Below are 17,014 nucleotides of genomic sequence, written 5' to 3' on the forward strand. Positions count from 1 at the left end.
TCCCTGGAGTGGTGTCGTACGGGACGAGCTTCCGACTGGCGGCGTACGCCGGGTTCTACGGAGTCCGCGTCATCGGTGGGGAACCGCGGCCCGAACCGAACGGTGAGACCGGCGGGGCGGTCTGGACTGCGCGCTTAGCCGCCGTACGCCTTCTTCCAGCGGACCCGGTGCCGTGCGTCCCCCTGGCCCCGGCCGTTCACGCCGGGCAGTGCCATGAGGGAGGCGCCGCTGTTCCACAGGCCGAGGAGGTCGCGGTGTACGGCGAGGATGTCGTGCTGGAGCGCGAACTTCTGTGAGGGGCCGGTGAAGCGAGAGGTCGTCACGAAGACGGCCACGTCGGCGCGGAAGTGCACCCGGGCGCCCAGCAGATCGCGCAGCTCGCGGTTGGGGATCGCCCTGCTCGGTGCGTAGCGCTTGCACTGGACGACCATCGTGCGGCCGTCCGGGAGCCGGCCGAGGACATCGGCGCCGTTGTCACCCGCGCCGCCCACCCGGCGGACCTGCGTGCACCCGTCCCGCCGGCACAGCCCCGCGACCAGTTCCTCGAACTCGGTGCCCGTCATGACGTCCACCTCGGCGAGGGTCCGACGGCCGGCCGCCACCGCGTCCTCCTCGCGCCAGCGGCGGTCACCGCCGCGCAGGAGCCGGTCCGTGCGCCACAGCCACCAGCCGGTCGCGCCGACGACAGCGACCAGCAGGAAACCCAACAGATACGGCCACACGCTCGCCCAGAACATCACCATGAGGACCAGCGCCACCGCGCCGCCTCCGGCACCCCGCTTGATCTTCAGCGCCCGCCGTCTGCGCGCGGCCGTGCTCCGTCGACGCCTGGCCATGGCGGCCTCCCCCCTGTGCTCCTGCCAAGGAGTCTGGGCAGTTCAAGGGGGTGTGAGAAGGGCGCGAGTCGGCCATGTCCGAATCGTCGCCGTGGAGGCCGGCCGGCCGCGGTACCTCAAGGCACCACGGCCGGCCGGGGAACGGGTCAGCCCTGGACGGGCCTGCCGCGGCCCCACGCCCAGGCGAGGCGGTCGGCACCGGACTGGTTGGTGGTCTCCAGCCACGGCCGGTTGGCCGGGCCGACGAGCTTCTGCACCGAGTAGATGTCGTCGGTGCGCAGGCCCGGCCAGTACACCGAGCCCATCTTCAGCTCGCGGAAGGTGTCGGTGACGGCCTGGATGAAGTTGACGTAGTTGTCGTCCGGGGTCTTCACGTTGTAGTTGAGGCCGGTCGTCATCGGGGCGCCGAACTCGTCCGCCACGGTCCGGTTGGCGCAGTCGCCGATGCGGACCTTCAGGTCGGCCACCCACTGGTCGTAGGTGGCGTACGACTTCCAGAAGCCGTAGTGGTGCAGCGACAGGTAGGTGCCCTTCAGGCGCGGGTCGGCGCACACCGTGGTGACGTGGTCGTTGTAGCCGGCGCCGCTGACGAAGACCCGGTTGCGCGGCACGGACTTGTAGGTGTCCAGCCACTTCGCGGCGATGTCGGCCCACTGGGCGTCGGTGTAGCCGTGCGGCTCGTTCATCGGCTCGAAGTAGACCCGGGAGTTGCCCTTGTAGGCCTTGACGACGGTGTTCCACATCGGCCAGTAGGTGGCCTCGTCGTCGATGAAGCCGTCCTTGCGGTCGCCCGTGCCCTCCCAGTAGGACACGATGACCTTGAAGCCGCGGTCCGTCGCCGCGTCGATGACGCCCCGGTACGACTTCCAGTAGGAGCCGTTCACGGTGTACGGGTTGATCGGCAGCCGCACGGTGTTGGCGCCGAGGTTCGCGCGGAAGGCCGAGATGATGCGGCTCGCCTTGGTGTACGTCTGCGCGTAGGTGTCGGAGGTCGACAGGCCCGACAGCTGGAGTTCGTCGTCGGCGAAGTTGTCGCGCGGGTCCGCCCAGTTGACGCCCTTGAACTGGGTCGTGTCGGTGGTCGGCGCGGCAGCGGAGGCGGGGCTGCCGGTGAGGGTCGCGCCGCTGATCGCGGCGATCGCGACGGCTACGAGCGAGGCACGCAGCCTCGGGGCGCGACGGGTGCTGGGGGTCTTGCGCATCGACCAAACCCTTTCGGAATGACAGCATGTTTACGTAAACATGACGGCGCCGGAATCGTGGCATCCGCCTGGGCGACCGTCAAGGTTTCCCACACGTAACATCCGGTGCCATACCCAACAGTTGGCGTCGTCTTTAAGTCCGGCCTAGGAGGCAGCAGTGGTGGAGCGGGGAGGTTCCGGTGTCCCCGGTGGGCGGCGCAAGCAGCGGGTGTCCATGGCCGACGTCGCCAAGCTCGCGGGCGTCTCCTCACAGACGGTCTCGCGGGTCTCCAACGGTCAGCCCGGGGTGATCGACTCGACGCGCGAGCAGGTCCTGGCGGCGATGCGGGAACTGGGTTACCGGCCCAACAGTGCCGCGCGGGCCCTGCGGTACGGCCAGTTCAACACGATCGGTGTGATCCTTTTCAGTCTGTCCTCGACCGGCAACAGCCGCACCGTGGAGGCGATCGCCACGCACGCGGCGGCCGAGGGGTACGCGATCACCCTGATCCCCATCGACGTCCCGACCCAGGACAACGTCCTGGGCGCCTTCACGCGCATGGGCGAGCTGGCCGTGGACGCGGTCATCGTCATCATGGAGATCCACCTCCTCGACACCGGGTCGGTCCAGCTGCCGCCCGGGGTGCATGTCGTCGTCGTGGACTCCGACGCCGGCGACCGCTACAGCGTGGTCGACACCGACCAGGCGGACGGCGCGCGGAAGGCCGTACGGCATCTGCTCGACCTGGGCCATCGGACCGTATGGCATGTGACCGGCCCGCAGGCGTCCTTCGCGGGGCAGCGGCGGGCCCAGGCCTGGCGCGCGGTGCTCGAGGAGGCGGGCCATCCGGTGCCGCCCGCTCTGTACGGGGACTGGTCGGCCGAGTCCGGTTACGCGGCCGGGCTCACGCTCGCCGAGCCGCCGGAGTGCACGGCCGTGTTCGCCGCCAACGACCAGATGGCACTGGGGCTGCTGCGGGCGTTCCACGAGCGCGGTCTGTCCGTGCCGCACGATGTCAGCGTGGTCGGTTTCGACGACATCCCCGACGCGGCGTTCTTCGTGCCGCCGCTGACCACCGTGCACCAGGACTTCGCGGAGGTGGGGCATCGCTGTGTCCAGAAGGTGCTGCAGCAGATCCGCGCGCGCGAGGGCGGACAGCCCGGTACCGATCTCGTCCCGACGCGCCTGGTGGTGAGGGAGAGCACCGCGCCGCCGCGGGGGTGAGGCGGCTGTCGCGAGGAGGTTCGCGCGCTCTGCCATGACACGGGCGGAGCGTGCCCGCTTCATCGGTCTGCTGCCGGCCGCCCGAAGAATCTCCGGTCACCGCGTGGTGCATGATCTGACGGGACGGGATGCACGACGGACTGGGGGAAACGGCTGTGATCGTCTGGGTCAACGGCGCTTTCGGCAGCGGGAAGACCACCCTCGTGGAGGAGTTGCGTCCGCGGTGGCCCGAGGCGCTGGTGTACGACCCGGAGATGGTCGGCTATGTGCTGCGGGAGATCGTGGACGTGCCGACCGGTGACTTCCAGGACCTTCGGCTGTGGCGGCGGCAGGTCGCGGATCTCGCCGTCGGTCTGGTCGAGGAGTACCGCCGACCGCTTCTCGTGCCCATGACCTTGGTGAACCCCGGCTATCTGGGCGAGATCTTCGGCGCTCTGAAGGACGCGGACGTCGTCGTCCATCACTTCTTCCTCAAGGTCGCGCCGGAGGTCCTGGTGCGGCGGATCGACGGACGGAGCCACTTCCCCGACGACCCGGCCAGGGAGGAACGGGTGCGGGCGTGGTGCAAGGCCCGTATCGAGGCGTGTACGGCCGCAGTCGACACCCTGCCCGGCGACACGGTGTTCCTCGACGGCGAGTCGGCTCCGCGGGACCTGGCCGACCAGGTGCTCGCCCGCGTCGGTTGACCTTGCCCCAAGGGCAGCCGACGCGGGCGAGGGAAACGGCTGCCGGTCGATGTACCGTCACGGGCGGCGGCGTCCTGACCCTCGTGGCGGCGCTCGGCGAGTGAGCCTCACTTCAAGGTCAGCGGCAACGAGCTGAGGCCGCTGAGGAAGTTGGAGTACACCGGGCGAGCCGGGCCGGTCTGCTCCATGACCTCCACCTGGTCGCGCAGGCCCTCCAGTACGGCTCCGATCTCGGCGCGGGCCAGGTAGGCGCCCAGACAGAAGTGCGGGCCGTAGGCGAAGGTGCAGTGCTTGTTGGGGGTGCGGTCCAGGCGGAGCCGGCCGGGGTCCTGGAAGACCTGCTCGTCGTGGTTGGCGGAGGCGTTCCACACCGTCACGATGTCCCCGGCGCGGATCGGGCGGCCCGCGATCTCGGTGTCGGCCGTGGCCGTGCGGCCCGAGTGCAGCGCCGGGGTCGTCCAGCGAAGGATCTCCTCCACCGCCGTGTCGACACCCGCGTCGCCCCGCTTGAGCGCCTGCCACTGGCCGGGGTGCTCCACGAGCGCCAGGGCGGCGCCGACCATGGAGAGCCGGGCCGTCTCGTCACCGCCGAGGATCAGGCTGTAGCAGTTGAGCATGATCTCGTCGTCGTCCAGCGGGAGTCCGTTCACCTCGCTCCGGGCGAGGAGCGCGATGACGTCCGCGTGGCCGCTGTCGCGGCGGTCGCGGGCGAGGTTCGCGAAGTACAGCAGGATCTCGCTCTTGGCGATCCAGGCGTCGGCCGCGGTGCCGTCGGCGTCGTGGGAGCCGAGGGCCGAGGAGGTCAGGCTCAGGACATGGGCCCGGTCGCTCTCGGGCACGCCGAGCAGGTCGCAGATCGCGCCGAGGGGGATGCCGGCGGCCACGTCGGCGGCGAAGTCGCAGCTCCCCTTGTCGATCGCCTCGCGCAGCAGCCGGTCCACCGTGCGCCGCACGCTCGCCACGACCGGCTGGAGGGCGCGCGGGGTGAACGCGGACATCAGGACGCGGCGCAGTTCCCGGTGCCGGTCCCCGTCGGTGATCGCGAGCATGCGGCCGGCCGCCGAGTCGCCGCCCGCGAGCAGGGTTTCCAGGACGTTGCCGCCCTGGGAGGTGAAGGTGGTGTTGTCGCGGTACACGGAGGTCACGTCGGCGTGCCGGGTCACCACCCAGAAACCGGGGGCCGTTTCGCGGGCCGGGTTCCAGTGGACCGGCTCCCGCTCCCTCAAGTGGCGCCACACGGCGGACAGTTCACCTTCGGCGTGCAGCCGCGGATCCGCCAGGTCCAGCGTGTCGAGTTCTTCCGGACCGATCGTCCGCCGCGTGGTCATCGTTCCGCTCCCCCTGCGCTATTCGCCCATGGCCCGGATCAGGCTCTTGGGCCGCATGTCGGTCCAGTGCTCCTCGACGTACTCCAGGCACTCCTGGCGGCTCGCCCGGCCGTGTACGACCGTCCAGCCGGCCGGCACCTCGGCGAAGGCGGGCCACAGGGAGTGCTGTCCCTCGTCGTTGACCAGGACGAAGTGCTCGATGGTGTCGTCGTCGAACGGGTTGGCGCTCATGCGGGGTTCCTTCCATGGAGTGCGGTGTTCAGTGCGGGGCCGATCCGCTCCAGCGGGCCCGGCCGGGTCATCTCCCCGTGGACACACGGGACGTCGTGGTTGTCGACGCGTCCGTCGACGTACGGCTGCCAGGCCCGGTGGCGCTCCGGGTGTGTGTCCGGATCCTGTGCTGCCGTGAAGAACAACAGGTCACCTCGGTACGACGTGGGGGCGAACTCCTCCATCAGGCGCCGGTTCTGGGCGGTGACCTCGACCAGGGCGGCGAGTTCGGCGTCGTCGAGGCTCGCGGTCATGTCGGGGACCCGGCGCACGAGTTCGGCGAAGCGGGTGTCGGTGAGGGGCTCCGGGTCGTCGGGCTGCGGGCGGCCCAGGATGGACAGCAGGCTGCGCAGCAGCGCGGGCCGGTCCGCCGCGCGGGCGCCCCGGTCGATCCAGACGCCCGGGAACGCGTCGAGCATCGCCAGGACGGCGACTTCGTGGCCCTCCTTCTGCAGGGTGACGGCGACGTCGTAGGCCACCAGGCCGCCCATGGAGTAGCCGAGCAGGTGATAGGGGCCTTCGGGCTGGATCTCGCGGATGCGGGCGAGATGGGTGGCGACCGTCGCCCGGAGGCTGCCCGAGCGCGGGTGGCCGGGGTTCAGCCCCTGCGACTGGAGGCCGTACAGAGGCCGTTCGGGGTCGAGGTGGCGGGCGAGCCCGGCGAAGCCCCAGGCGAGGCCCGAGGCGGGCGGCAGGCAGAAGAGGGGTTCCTTGTCGCCCCGGGTGCGCAGGGGCAGTACGGCGTCCAGGGGCGCCGCGCCCGACGGACCGCCCCCCAGACGTCGGGCCAGTCCGGCGATGGTCGGGGTGTCGAACACGGCCCGCAGCGGCAGTTCGGTGCCGAGGTCGGTGCGGATGCGGGCGGTCAGGCGGGGGGTGAGCAGGGAGTGGCCGCCGAGGTCGAAGAAGCTGTCGTGGATGCCGACGCGGGAGGGATCCAGGCCGAGGATGTCGGCGACGATCGTGCGCAGCCGTTCCTCGCGCGGGCTGCGCGGGACGCCGGTCGTCTCGGCCGGTGCGGAGGGGTCGGGCAGGGCCGTGCGGTCGGTCTTGCCGCTGGCGGTGCGCGGGAGGGCCGTGAGCGGTACGACGGTGGAGGGGACCATGTGGGCCGGGAGCGCACGGGCCAGGTGCGCGCGCAGGGTGTCGGGGGCGGCGGAGCCCACGACGTACGCCACCAACTCCTGCCCGCCCCTGGTGTCCTGACGTACCGTCACCGCAGCCTGGGTCACGGCGGGGTGTGCGGTGAGTACCGCCTCGATCTCGCCGAGCTCGACGCGGAAGCCGCGGATCTTCACCTGGTGGTCGGCGCGCCCGACGAACCGCAGCCGCCCGTCACGGCCGCGGACCGCGAGATCCCCGGTCCGGTACATCCGCTCCCCCGGCGCTCCGAAGGGGTCGGCGACGAACCGCTCGGCGGTGAGACCCGGGCGGCCGAGATAGCCGCGGGCGGGGCCGCCGCCTCCTAGATGGATCTCCCCGACGACTCCGTCGGGGACGGGTCGAAGTGCCTGGTCGAGGAGGTACAGGCGGTTGCGGGCCAGCGGCCGGCCGAGGGGCGGCGCCCCCTCCACCGGATCCTCGTCGGAGCGCCAGGCAGTGGCGTAGATCGTGGCCTCGGTGGGCCCGTAGAAGTTGACCAGTCGCGCTCCGGGGAAGGCGGCCCGGAGGTCGGCGCGGAGCGGCGCGGGGATGGGCTCGCCGCCCAGGGCGACGGTGTGCGGCACGGCGTCGGGGTGTTCGGCGACCACGCCCGCCATCACCGACGGCACGCCGCTGATCAGCCCGGCGTCGGTCCCGGAGGCGGTGAGGGACAGCAGGTCGTCGACCAGCTCGATGCGGCCGCCGCACAGCAGCGGGGCGAAGATCTCGAACACCGAGACGTCGAAGTTGAGGGAGGTCGAGAAGAGGACCTTCCGCAGGGCCTCGGTGCCGAAGGCGCGGTGGGCCCATTCCACGAACTCGACGGCGTTGCGGTGGGTGGCGAGGACTCCCTTGGGGCGGCCGGTCGAGCCGGAGGTGTAGGTGATGTAGGCGAGGCTGCCGGGAAGCGCTCTGCCGGGCGTCGCCCGAGCCTCCGTCACCTCGTCGTCCGGCAGCACGAGTGGCGTGCCTGCCGGGAGCACCTGCGCCGTGTCGGCCGTGGCCAGCACCGCCACCGGCCTGGCGTCCTCGACGATGTACGCGAGCCGGCCCTTCGGGTACGCGGGGTCGAGCGGCAGGTAGGCGGCGCCCGACTTCAGGACGGCGAGGACGGCGACGACCAGCTCGGGCGTGCGCGGCAGGGCGATGCCGACGACCCGTTCGGGGCCGGCGCCGAGGGCGGTGAGCCGGTGGGCCAACCGCTCGGCGCGCGCGTCGAGTTCGCCGTACGACAGAGTCGTGCCGCCCGCTCGCAGCGCCTGCGCGTCGGGGGTGGCCGCCGCCTGGGCCGTCCACAGGTCGGTGAGGGTGCGGGTCGCGGGGGCCGGTTCGGAGACCGGGTCGGGGCGGGGGTCGCTCTTGGGGTCGAGGAGGCCGAGGCGGCCGAGCGGGAGTTCCGGGTGGGTGGCGATCGTCTCCAGGATGTGGACCAGGTGGGCGAGTTGCGCGTCGGCCCAGCCCTCCTCGAAGAGGTCGGCGCGGTGCGCCAGGCGGAAGCGCAGACGCGGCCCGGGGAAGGCGACGAGGGTCACGGGGTAGTGGGTGGCGTCGCGGCCGCTCGTCCCGGTGATGCGGAGGCTGCCGGCGGGGGCGGTCTCGTCCATGGGGTAGTTCTCGAACACGACGAGGGTGTCGAAGAGTTCGGGCAGGCCGGTGGTGCGCTGGATGTCGGCGAGGCCGAGGTGGTGGTGGTCGAGAAGGCCGATGGAGCCGTGCTGGACGTCGCGCAGCAGGTCGGTCAGCGAGTGGTCGGGCCGGAGCCGGACTCGAACCGGCACGGTGTTCACGAACAGCCCGACCATCGACTCGACGCCGGGCAGGGCCGCGGGGCGCCCGGAGACGGTGGCGCCGAACACCACGTCGTTCTGTCCGGTCGTCCGGCTGAGCAGGATCGACCAGGCCGTCCGCACCAGGGTGCTGGCGGTGACGCCGAGCCTGCGGGCGAGGGCGGTGAGGGCTGCTCCGGTGGCTTCCGGCAGTTCGGCTCGGGCTTGGGCGAGCGGGCCGGGGCCAGGGTGGGGCGGGGCCAGCCGGGTCGGTGCGGTCACCCCGTCCAGGGCCGTCCGCCAGGCGTTCTCCGCCGCGGTGCGGTCCTGACGGCCGAGCCACTCGAGGAAGTCGCGGTAGGCCGGGGCGGGCGGAAGGTCGGTGTCCTGGGCGTAGAGCGCGAGGAGTTCGCGCACCAGGACGGAGACCGACCAGCCGTCGAGCAGGATGTGGTGGTGGGTGACGAGGAGGCGGTGCCGTCCGTCGGCCAGGTGGGCCAGGGTGCAGCGGATCAGGGGTGGGGTGGCCGGGTCGAAGCCGCGGTCGCGGTCCGCGTCGAGCAGCCGGGACCAGGCGTCCTCGGAGTCGACGTCGGTCTCGGTCCAGGGCAGGGTCGCGCGGTGCGGGACGACCTGCACAGGCGCGCCGCCCTTGCGGCGCCGGAAGGCGGCGCGCAGGTTGGGGTGGCGGTCCAGGAGGGCCTGCCAGGCGGCGCGCAGCCGTCCGGCGTCGACCGGGCCTTCGAGGTCGAAGACCAGCTGTACGAGGTAGACGTCGGCGGCGTCCCGTTCGTGCTCGTACACGGCGTGGAAGAGGAGCCCCTCCTGGAGGGGGGTCAGGGGCAGGACGTCGGCCAGGGCGGGCTGGGTCATCGCGTCGTCTCCTTCCGTGCGGGTCAGCCGTCGAGGCCGGCGGCGAGTTCGTCGAGTTCGTCCGCCTCGAGCTGGGCCGACAGCAGGGCGCCCGGGGCCGCTGGGCCCGTGCGGGCGGCGCGGTCCGTCAGCGCGGTGAGGGCGGCGAACCAGGCCTCGGCCAGCTCGCGCGCCTCGGTCTCGGTGAGCACGCCGTCGGGCCAGGACCAGTCGGCGACGAGCCGGGGGCCGGCCGGTGTGTCGTGGACGACGGCGTTGAGGTCGAGGGCGTGGGCGGCGGCGAGTCCGGGGTCCGTTCCGCTGCCGAGGGACGGGGACTCGGGGGCGAACGACCACGGGATGTCACCGGCCGGAGCCGTGGCGAACCGGCCGAGGTAGTTGAAGCCGATCAAGGGCGCGGGCTGCTGGGCCAACTCGCCCGCGGTGTCGGGGTTCAGGTAGCGCAGGAGTCCGAACCCGAGGCCCCGGTCGGGCAGTTCGCCGGTGCGTTCGGCGACGCGGCGCACCACGCCGTCGGCTGCCGGGCCGGCGGCGAGGGCGTCCCGCAGGTCGAGGCCGGCGAGGTCGACGTGGACCGGGTAGAGGGAGGTGAACCAGCCGACCGTGCGGGAGAGTTCGAGGCCCGGGGTGAACTCCTCACGGCCGTGTCCCTCGACGTCGACGAGGACGTGCGGGACGTCCTGGCGTGCGGCCAGGGCCAGGGCGAGTCCGGCGAGCAGTACGTCCTGCGGTCCGGCGCGGAAGGCGGCGGGCACACTGCCGAGCAGGGGGCCGGCCACGTCGGCTTCGAGGGTCAGGCGCAGTGACCTGGTGGTGGCCGCGGTGTCCCTGGCGGGGTCGAGCGGCCTGGCACCGAAGGGGCTGCGCGGGGTGTCGTCGAGCCGCCGCCACAGCTTGGCCTCCGCGCCTCGCTTCACCGCCTCCTCCCGCAGCAGGGACGACCAGGTGCGGAACGATGTGCCGACGGGGGGCGGTTGAGGCTCGCGGCCCTGTGTGACCGCCTCCCAGGCCGCTTCCAGGTCGGGGACGAGGATCCGCCAGGACACCCCGTCCACGGCCAGGTGGTGGACGAGCAGCAGCAGCCGCCCGGGGCGGTCCCGGCCCGCGTCGAGCCATACGGCCCGCAGCATCGCGCCGGTCGCCGGGTCGAGCGTGCCGAGCGCACGGTCGAACTCCTCGGCCACGGCGGCGTGGAGGTCGTCCTCACCGCTGACGTCCCGGCGGTCCACGACGACGGTGACCGAGCCCACCGGGCCGACCTCCAGGGCGCGTTCGCCGGTGAGGCGGGAGCGGAGCATGTCGTGGTGGTCGACGAGCGCCTGGAGGACGCGCGTCAGCCGGGGTTCGTCGGCGTCGGCGGGGGCGGTCAGCAGCACCGACTGGCTGAGCCGGGCGATCGGTCCGCCGCGTTCGGCCAGCCAGTGCATCACGGGCGTGAACGGCACCGGGCCTACGCCGTCGTCGGCACCCCTGTCGTTCGAGGCGCCCACGGGGCCGCGGGCCACCGCCGCGAGGGCGGCCACCGTCTGGTGCTCGTACACGTCGCGCGGGCTGATCACCACCCCGGCCTCGGCGGCCCGGCTGACGAGCCGGATGGAGGAGATGCTGTCGCCTCCGAGTGCGAAGAACCCCTCGTCGAGCGTGAGGTGGGGAAGCTTCAGCAGGTCGCGGAAGAGTTCGGCGAGCACCCGCTCGGCGGGCGACCGCGGCTCACGGGCCGCCTCGACGGCCGGCTGCGCGCCGGGGGCGGGCAGGGCCTTGCGGTCCAGCTTGCCGTTGGGCGTGAGCGGGAGGGCGTCCAGGACGACGACGGCCGAGGGGACCATGTACTCCGGCAGCAGCCGCCCGGCGTCCCGGCGCAGTGCGGCGGGGTCGGCGGGCGGATGTCCGGCGCGGGTGGTGACGTAGGCGATCAGGCGCCGCTCCCCCGGCTCGTCCTCGCGCACGACGACGGCTGCCTGTGCGACCCCGGGATCACGGGCCAGGGCGGCCTCGATCTCGCCGGGTTCGATGCGGAAGCCGCGCAGCTTGACCTGCTCGTCGGCGCGGCCGAGGTACTCCAGCTGTCCGTCGGGCGACCAGCGGACCAGGTCGCCGGTGCGGTACATCCGGTCGCCGGGGCCGCCGTACGGGTCGGCGACGAAGCGTGCGGCCGTCGGGCCGGGTCGGCCGAGGTAGCCGCGGGCCACGCCGGTTCCCGCGAGGTAGAGCTCACCCCTCGTGCCGGGCGGGACCGGGCGCAGCCAGTCGTCCAGGACCAGTGCGCGGGTGCCGGTGACGGGGCGGCCGATGGGCGGGGCCTGGTCGCCGGTGAGGGGGACGGCGACGGTCGCGCAGATCGTGGACTCGGTGGGCCCGTAGGCGTTGGCCATCCGGCGCCCGGGTGCCCAGCGGGCCACCAACTCACCGGAACACGCCTCGGCGCCCACGACGAGGGTCTGCAGGTCGGGCAGCTCACCGGGCGGGAGGGTGGCGAGGGCGGTCGGCGGGATCAGGGCGTGGGTGATCCGGCCCCGGGTCAGCTCCTGTTCGAGTTCCTCGCCCAGCAGGGGCCCGTGCACGTCCGGCACGACCAGGGTCGCGCCCGACGCGAACGCCATCAGCAGTTCCATCACCGACGCGTCGAACCCGGGCGCCGAATACTGCAGGACCCTGCTGCCGGGGCCGAGTCCGAAGCGCTCGACCTGTGTCTGTGCCAGTGCGGCGAGCCCGCGGTTCTCGACGACGACGCCCTTGGGGGTGCCGGTCGAGCCGGAGGTGTGGATGACGTAGGCGGCCTGGTGGGGGTGGTGACCGGCGGGCAGTTCGCCGGGGGTGCCGTCCGCGGTGCCGCTGGTCAGGACGTGTGCCGGCCGGGCGTCGGCCAGCAGGGCGTCGATGCGGTCGGCGGGGAGTGCCGGGTCGACCGGGAGGAAGGCGGCGCCGGACAGGGCGACCGCGAGCAGGGCGACGACGCGGTCCACGGATCGGGGCAGCCGTACGGCGACGAGGTCGCCGGGGCCGATGCCTCGCCCGGTGAGCGAGCGGGCCAACGCGTGCGCCCGGGCGTCGACTTCGGCGTACGTCAGGTCGTTGAGCGCGGGTGCGTGGGGCCGCTGCCGCACCTGACGCGTGAACATCTCGGCGAGGGACTCGGGCTTTGCCGAGCCCCGGCCGGTGTTCCAGTGGCCGAGGCGGGTGTGTTCGTCCTCGTCGAGGAGGTCGACGTCGCCGATGCGCCGGTCCGGGTCGGTGGCGACGGCGTCGAGGAAGCGGTTGAGCCTGTGGGCCAGCCGGCGGGCGGTCTCCGGCTCGAAGAGGTCGGTGCTGAACTCGGCGACACCGTCGATGCCCGCCGGGGAACCGTCGTCGTGGCGGTGCTCGGTGAGGTACAGGGAGAGGTCGAATCGGGCCGCTCGCGTCCGCACGGGTTGGCGGGTGACGCTCAGGCCGGGCAGGGCCAAAACGGGGTCCGCGCCATGGCCGGTGTAGGCCAGCATGACCTGGAAGAGGGGGTGGCGGGCGAGACTCCGCTCGGGGCTGACGGCGTCCACGAGGAGGTCGAAGGGCACGTCCTGGTGGGCGTAGGCGGCGAGGTCGAAGTCCTTTACCCGCGCCAGGAGTTCGCGGAAGGTGGGGTTGCCGGAGGTGTCGGTGCGCAGGGTGAGGCTGTTGACGAAGAACCCGACGAGGTCGTCGAGCCGCTCGTCGTTGCGGCCGGCGACGGGGGTGCCGATGGGCACGTCGGTGCCGGAGCCGAGCCGGGTCAGGACGGCGGCGAGTCCGGCCTGCAGCACCATGAAGAGCGTCACCCGCTGCGCGGCGGCCAGGTCGGCGAGGCCGGCGTGGAGTTCGGGGCCCAGGACGACGGCGGTACGGTCGCCCCGGCCGCTGGGCTCGGCCGGCCTGGGGTGGTCGACGGGGAGCGGAAGTTCGTCGGGGATGCCCTCCAACGCCGTACGCCAGAAGTCGATCTGATCGGCCATCAGGCTGCCGGGGTCGTTGTCGTCGCCGAGCGACTCCCGCTGCCAGTGCGCGAAGTCGGCGTACTGGACGGGCAGGGGCGGCCACTCGGGGGCCCGTCCCTCGCGGCGGGCCGTGTAGGCGGTCTCCAGGTCGCGGGTCAGCGGGCCCATCGACCAGCCGTCGACCGCGCTGTGGTGGGCGAGCAGGAGGAGGACGTGGGTGTCGTCGCCGAGGTCGTACAGCGTGACGCGCAGGGGTGGTTCGGTGGCGAGGTCGAAGCGGTGGCCCGCGGCTGCCGTGAGCAGTTCGGGAAGTTCGGCCTCGGTGGTGGGAACGACGTGGAGGCGCGGCCGGGCCTGCGCCGGGGTCAGGATCCGCTGGTACGGGGTGCCCTGGAGGTCGGGCTGGAGGGTGCGCAGCGGTTCGTGGCGGGCGACGACGTCGGCGAGGGCTTCCGTGAGCGCCTGCCGGTCCAGGGGCCCGGTCAGGCGCAGGGCCGCGGGGACGGTGTAGGTGGTGTGGCCGCCGTCGAGACGGCTCATGAACCACAGTCGCTGCTGGCCGTAGGAGAGGGGGATCGGGTCGGGGCGGCGGGACAGCGGCAGGAGGGCCGGCCGGTGCGCGGCCCGTGTCCCGGTCAGGCGGGTGGCGAGGGCGGCCGGTGTGGGGGCCTCGAAGACGGCCCGTACGGGCAGGGCGGTGCCGAAGGCGGCCCTGATCCGGTCGGCGAGGCGCATGGCGAGCAGGGAGTCGCCGCCGAGGTCGAAGAAGGCGTCGTCCGTGCCGACCCGGTGGGCTTCCAGGCCCAGGACGCCTGCGAAGAGGCCGCAGAGGATCTCTTCCTGAGGGCTGCGGGGGGCGACGGAGCGGCCGGTGACGGCGGCGGGGAGGGCCGCCCGGTCCAGTTTGCCGTTGGCGGTCAGCGGGAGCCGGTCCAGGACGACGACCGCGGCTGGGACCATGTGCTCGGGCAGGGTGCGTGCGGTATGGGCCCGCACCGCCACCGGGTCGGGTGTTCCGTCGGAGACGGCGTACCCCACCAGCCGCCCCTCACGGACCAGGACGACCGCGCGGGACACCTCCGGGTGGGATGCCAGTGCCGCCTCGACCTCACCCGGCTCGATCCGGAAGCCGCGGATCTTGACCTGGTCGTCGGCGCGGCCGACGTACTCCAGTCGCCCGTCGGCCGTACGGCGGACGAGGTCGCCGGTGCGGTACATGCGCTCGCCGGGCCCGCCGAACGGGTCCGCGACGAACCGGCCCGCCGTCAGTCCCGGCCGCCCGAGATAGCCGCGGGCCAGTCCGGCGCCGGCCACGTACAGCTCACCGGCCACGCCCGGCGGGACCAGCCGCAGACCGGCGTCCAGGACGTAGGCGCGCAGGTCGGGGAGGGGCTCGCCGATGCCCTCGCAGCGCTCCCGGGCGAGCGGGAGGCCGGTGACGTGGACCGTGGTCTCGGTGATGCCGTACATGTTCACCAGGGCGGGGGCCTCCTCGGGGTGCCGGGTGAACCAGTCGGCGACGGGGGTGAGGTCGAGCGCCTCCCCGCCGAAGACGACGTAGCGCAGACGCAGTTCGCCGGAGGTCCGCGGCAGTTCGGCGTCCGCGCGGGCCAACTCCCCGAAGGCGGAGGGGGTCTGGTTGAGGACCGTGACCCGCTCCCGGGCGAGCAGCCGCAGGAACTCGTGCGGGTCCCGGCTGACTTCGTGCGGTACGACGACGAGGGCGCCGCCGTGCAGCAGCGCTCCCCACAGCTCCCAGACGGAGAAGTCGAAGGCGTAGGAGTGGAACAGCGTCCACACGTCGTCGGGGCCGAAGTCGAACCAGTGGCGGGTCGAGGCGAAGAGGCGGACCACGTTGCCGTGCGGGACGGCGACGCCCTTGGGGCGGCCGGTGGAGCCGGAGGTGTAGATGACGTAGGCGAGGTGCCGGCCCGTCGGCTCCGGGAGGTGCGCCTCCCGCGGGGGCGTGGCGTGGTCGTCCGGGGTCAGCACGGGTACGGCGGTGTCGGGCAGGACCGGTGCCACGTCCCGTGTGGTGAGGATCAGGACGGGTGCGGAGTCCGTGAGCATGTACGCGAGGCGCTCGGCGGGGTAGTCCGGGTCCAGCGGGACGTAGGCCGCGCCGGTCTTCAGGACGGCCAGGATCGCGACGACCAGGTCCGCGGACCGGGGCAGTGCCAGCGCGACCAGGCGCTCGGGGGCGGCCCCCAGGGCGGCCATCGTGCGGGCCAGCTCGGTTGCGCGCGCATCGAGTTCGGCATAGGTGAGCCGGGTGTCGCCGTGCACCACCGCCGTCGCGCCCGGGGTGCGGGCGGCCTGGCGGGCGAAGAGGGTGGTCAGGGCGACGGACGGTGCGGCGGAGTGGGGCGTCCCGGTCGCGGCTTCGTGAGCGGGAACCCGTCCGGCGCCGCCCGGGAGCTCACCCGCGGGGCCTCCCGTGAGCTGCTCCCGCTCCCCGGGCAGCAGTGCCTCCACCTCTCCGAGGCGGCGTGACGGGTCGGCTGCCAGCTGGGCCAGGACGGTGGCGAACCGGTCCAGGAGGGCGCGGGCGCCGGGCCCGTCGTACAGATCGGGCCGGTAGGACAGGCGCAGGGCCAGGCGGCGGGCGGGCAGGACGGCGAGGGTGAGGGGGTAGTGGGTGGCGTCCCGGCCGGTCAGCTGGGTGACACGGTCCTCGCCCGGGCCGGTGGCGGCCGTGGGGTGGCTCTCGAAGGCCAGCAGGGTGTCGAAGAGGTCGCCGGCGCCGCTGACGCGCCGGATGTCGGCGAGGCCGAGGTGCTGGTGCGGGAGGAGGGCGGCCTGCCGCTCCTGGAGTCCGTCGAGGAAGCCGGCGACGGTGTCGGAGTCCTCCCAGCGTACGCGCGTCGGGACGGTGTTGATGCAGAAGCCGACCATGGAGGCCACGTTCCGCAGCTCGGGCGGACGGACGGTGACGGTCTGGCCGAACGCGGTGTCGGTGCGGCCGGTGAGGCGGCCCAGCAGCACGCCCCAGGCGCCCTGGACCAGGGTGTTGAGGGTGATACCGAGGTCGCGGGCGGCGGTCTCGGCCGCGGTGGTCGCCGACTCGGGGAGTTCCACGACGAGTTCGTGCGGCAGCACCGTCGTGCCGGCCGCCGTCCCGGGAGCCAGGAGGGTGGGTTCCTCGGCGCCTTCCAGGGCCTTCTGCCAGGCGGTCTCCGCGGCGGTGCGGTCCTGGCGGGAGAGCCAGGCGAGGTAGTCGCGGTACGGCGGGGGCGGCGGCAGGGCGGTGGGGTGCTCGCCCTTGTAGAGGGCGGTGAACTCCCGTACCAGGAGCTGCTTCGACCAGCCGTCGAGGAGGATGTGGTGGTTGGTGATCACCAGTCGGTACCGGTCGGCCGCCCAGCGCACCAGGAGGTGGCGCAGCAGCGGGGGCCGGGCCAGGTCGAAGCGGTGGGCGCGTTCCGCGTCCAGGATCCGCTGCCAGGCGGTCTCGCGTGCGGCGTCGTCGAGGTCGCTCACGTCCTCTTCGGACCAGGGCAGTTCGACGTCCGTGGGGACGATCTGGAGGGGTGCGGCGGCCTCGCGGCGGCGGAAGCAGGCGCGCAGGTTCGGGTGGCGGTCGAGCAGGGCCTGTCCCGCGGCGCGTACGGCGGCGGGGTCGACGTCGCCGGTCAGCTCGAGGACCTGCTGGGCGGCGTAGACATCGGGTGCCTGGTCGTCGTCGTAGAGGGCGTGGAAGAGCAGCCCTTCCTGCAACGGCGACAGGGGCAGGATGTCGGCGATTCCGGACCGGGTCAC

Annotated in this window: 8 protein-coding genes; 2 read left to right on the forward strand and 6 right to left on the reverse strand. The window is 73.1% G+C overall.

What is annotated here, in order from left to right; translation table 11 throughout:
- Nucleotides 1–134: 134 nt before the first annotated feature.
- Nucleotides 135–836, reverse strand: coding sequence for a restriction endonuclease (locus tag ACFYZ8_RS17080; protein WP_388530705.1), 702 nt, complete (start codon nt 834–836; stop codon nt 135–137).
- 146 nt (nt 837–982) lie between these two features.
- Complete coding sequence (locus ACFYZ8_RS17085; protein WP_359028408.1) at nt 983–2,038, reverse strand: cellulase family glycosylhydrolase; 1,056 nt, start codon at nt 2,036–2,038, stop codon at nt 983–985.
- 157 nt (nt 2,039–2,195) lie between these two features.
- Here ACFYZ8_RS17085 and ACFYZ8_RS17090 point away from each other — a divergent pair, with 157 nt between their 5' ends.
- Nucleotides 2,196–3,242, forward strand: coding sequence for a LacI family DNA-binding transcriptional regulator (locus tag ACFYZ8_RS17090; protein ID WP_389049842.1), 1,047 nt, complete (start codon nt 2,196–2,198; stop codon nt 3,240–3,242).
- A 155-nt stretch (nt 3,243–3,397) separates the two neighbouring features.
- On the forward strand, nt 3,398–3,928 hold the full coding sequence (locus ACFYZ8_RS17095) for an AAA family ATPase (protein ID WP_388530702.1): 531 nt from the start codon (nt 3,398–3,400) through the stop codon (nt 3,926–3,928).
- 107 nt (nt 3,929–4,035) lie between these two features.
- Here the strand turns inward: ACFYZ8_RS17095 and ACFYZ8_RS17100 are convergent, their stop codons facing one another.
- From ACFYZ8_RS17100 to ACFYZ8_RS17115, 4 genes are read right to left on the reverse strand one after another with little or no spacing between them, the layout of a single operon-like run.
- A complete protein-coding gene (locus tag ACFYZ8_RS17100) occupies nt 4,036–5,256 on the reverse strand; it encodes a cytochrome P450 (protein ID WP_388530700.1) in 1,221 nt (406 codons plus the stop codon).
- A gap of 18 nt (nt 5,257–5,274) precedes the next feature.
- Nucleotides 5,275–5,487, reverse strand: coding sequence for an MbtH family protein (locus ACFYZ8_RS17105; RefSeq protein WP_359028404.1), 213 nt, complete (start codon nt 5,485–5,487; stop codon nt 5,275–5,277).
- A complete protein-coding gene (locus ACFYZ8_RS17110; protein WP_388530697.1) occupies nt 5,484–9,308 on the reverse strand; it encodes an amino acid adenylation domain-containing protein in 3,825 nt (1,274 codons plus the stop codon). Before ACFYZ8_RS17110 ends, ACFYZ8_RS17105 begins: the two co-directional genes overlap by 4 nt.
- A 23-nt stretch (nt 9,309–9,331) precedes the next feature.
- The gene (locus tag ACFYZ8_RS17115) at nt 9,332–17,014 is read right to left on the reverse strand and encodes an amino acid adenylation domain-containing protein (RefSeq protein ID WP_388530694.1); all 7,683 of its coding nucleotides are present in this window, start codon (nt 17,012–17,014) and stop codon (nt 9,332–9,334) included.

This window comes from Streptomyces sp. NPDC001668 (genome assembly GCF_042893155.1).
Lineage (GTDB): Bacteria > Actinomycetota > Actinomycetes > Streptomycetales > Streptomycetaceae > Streptomyces.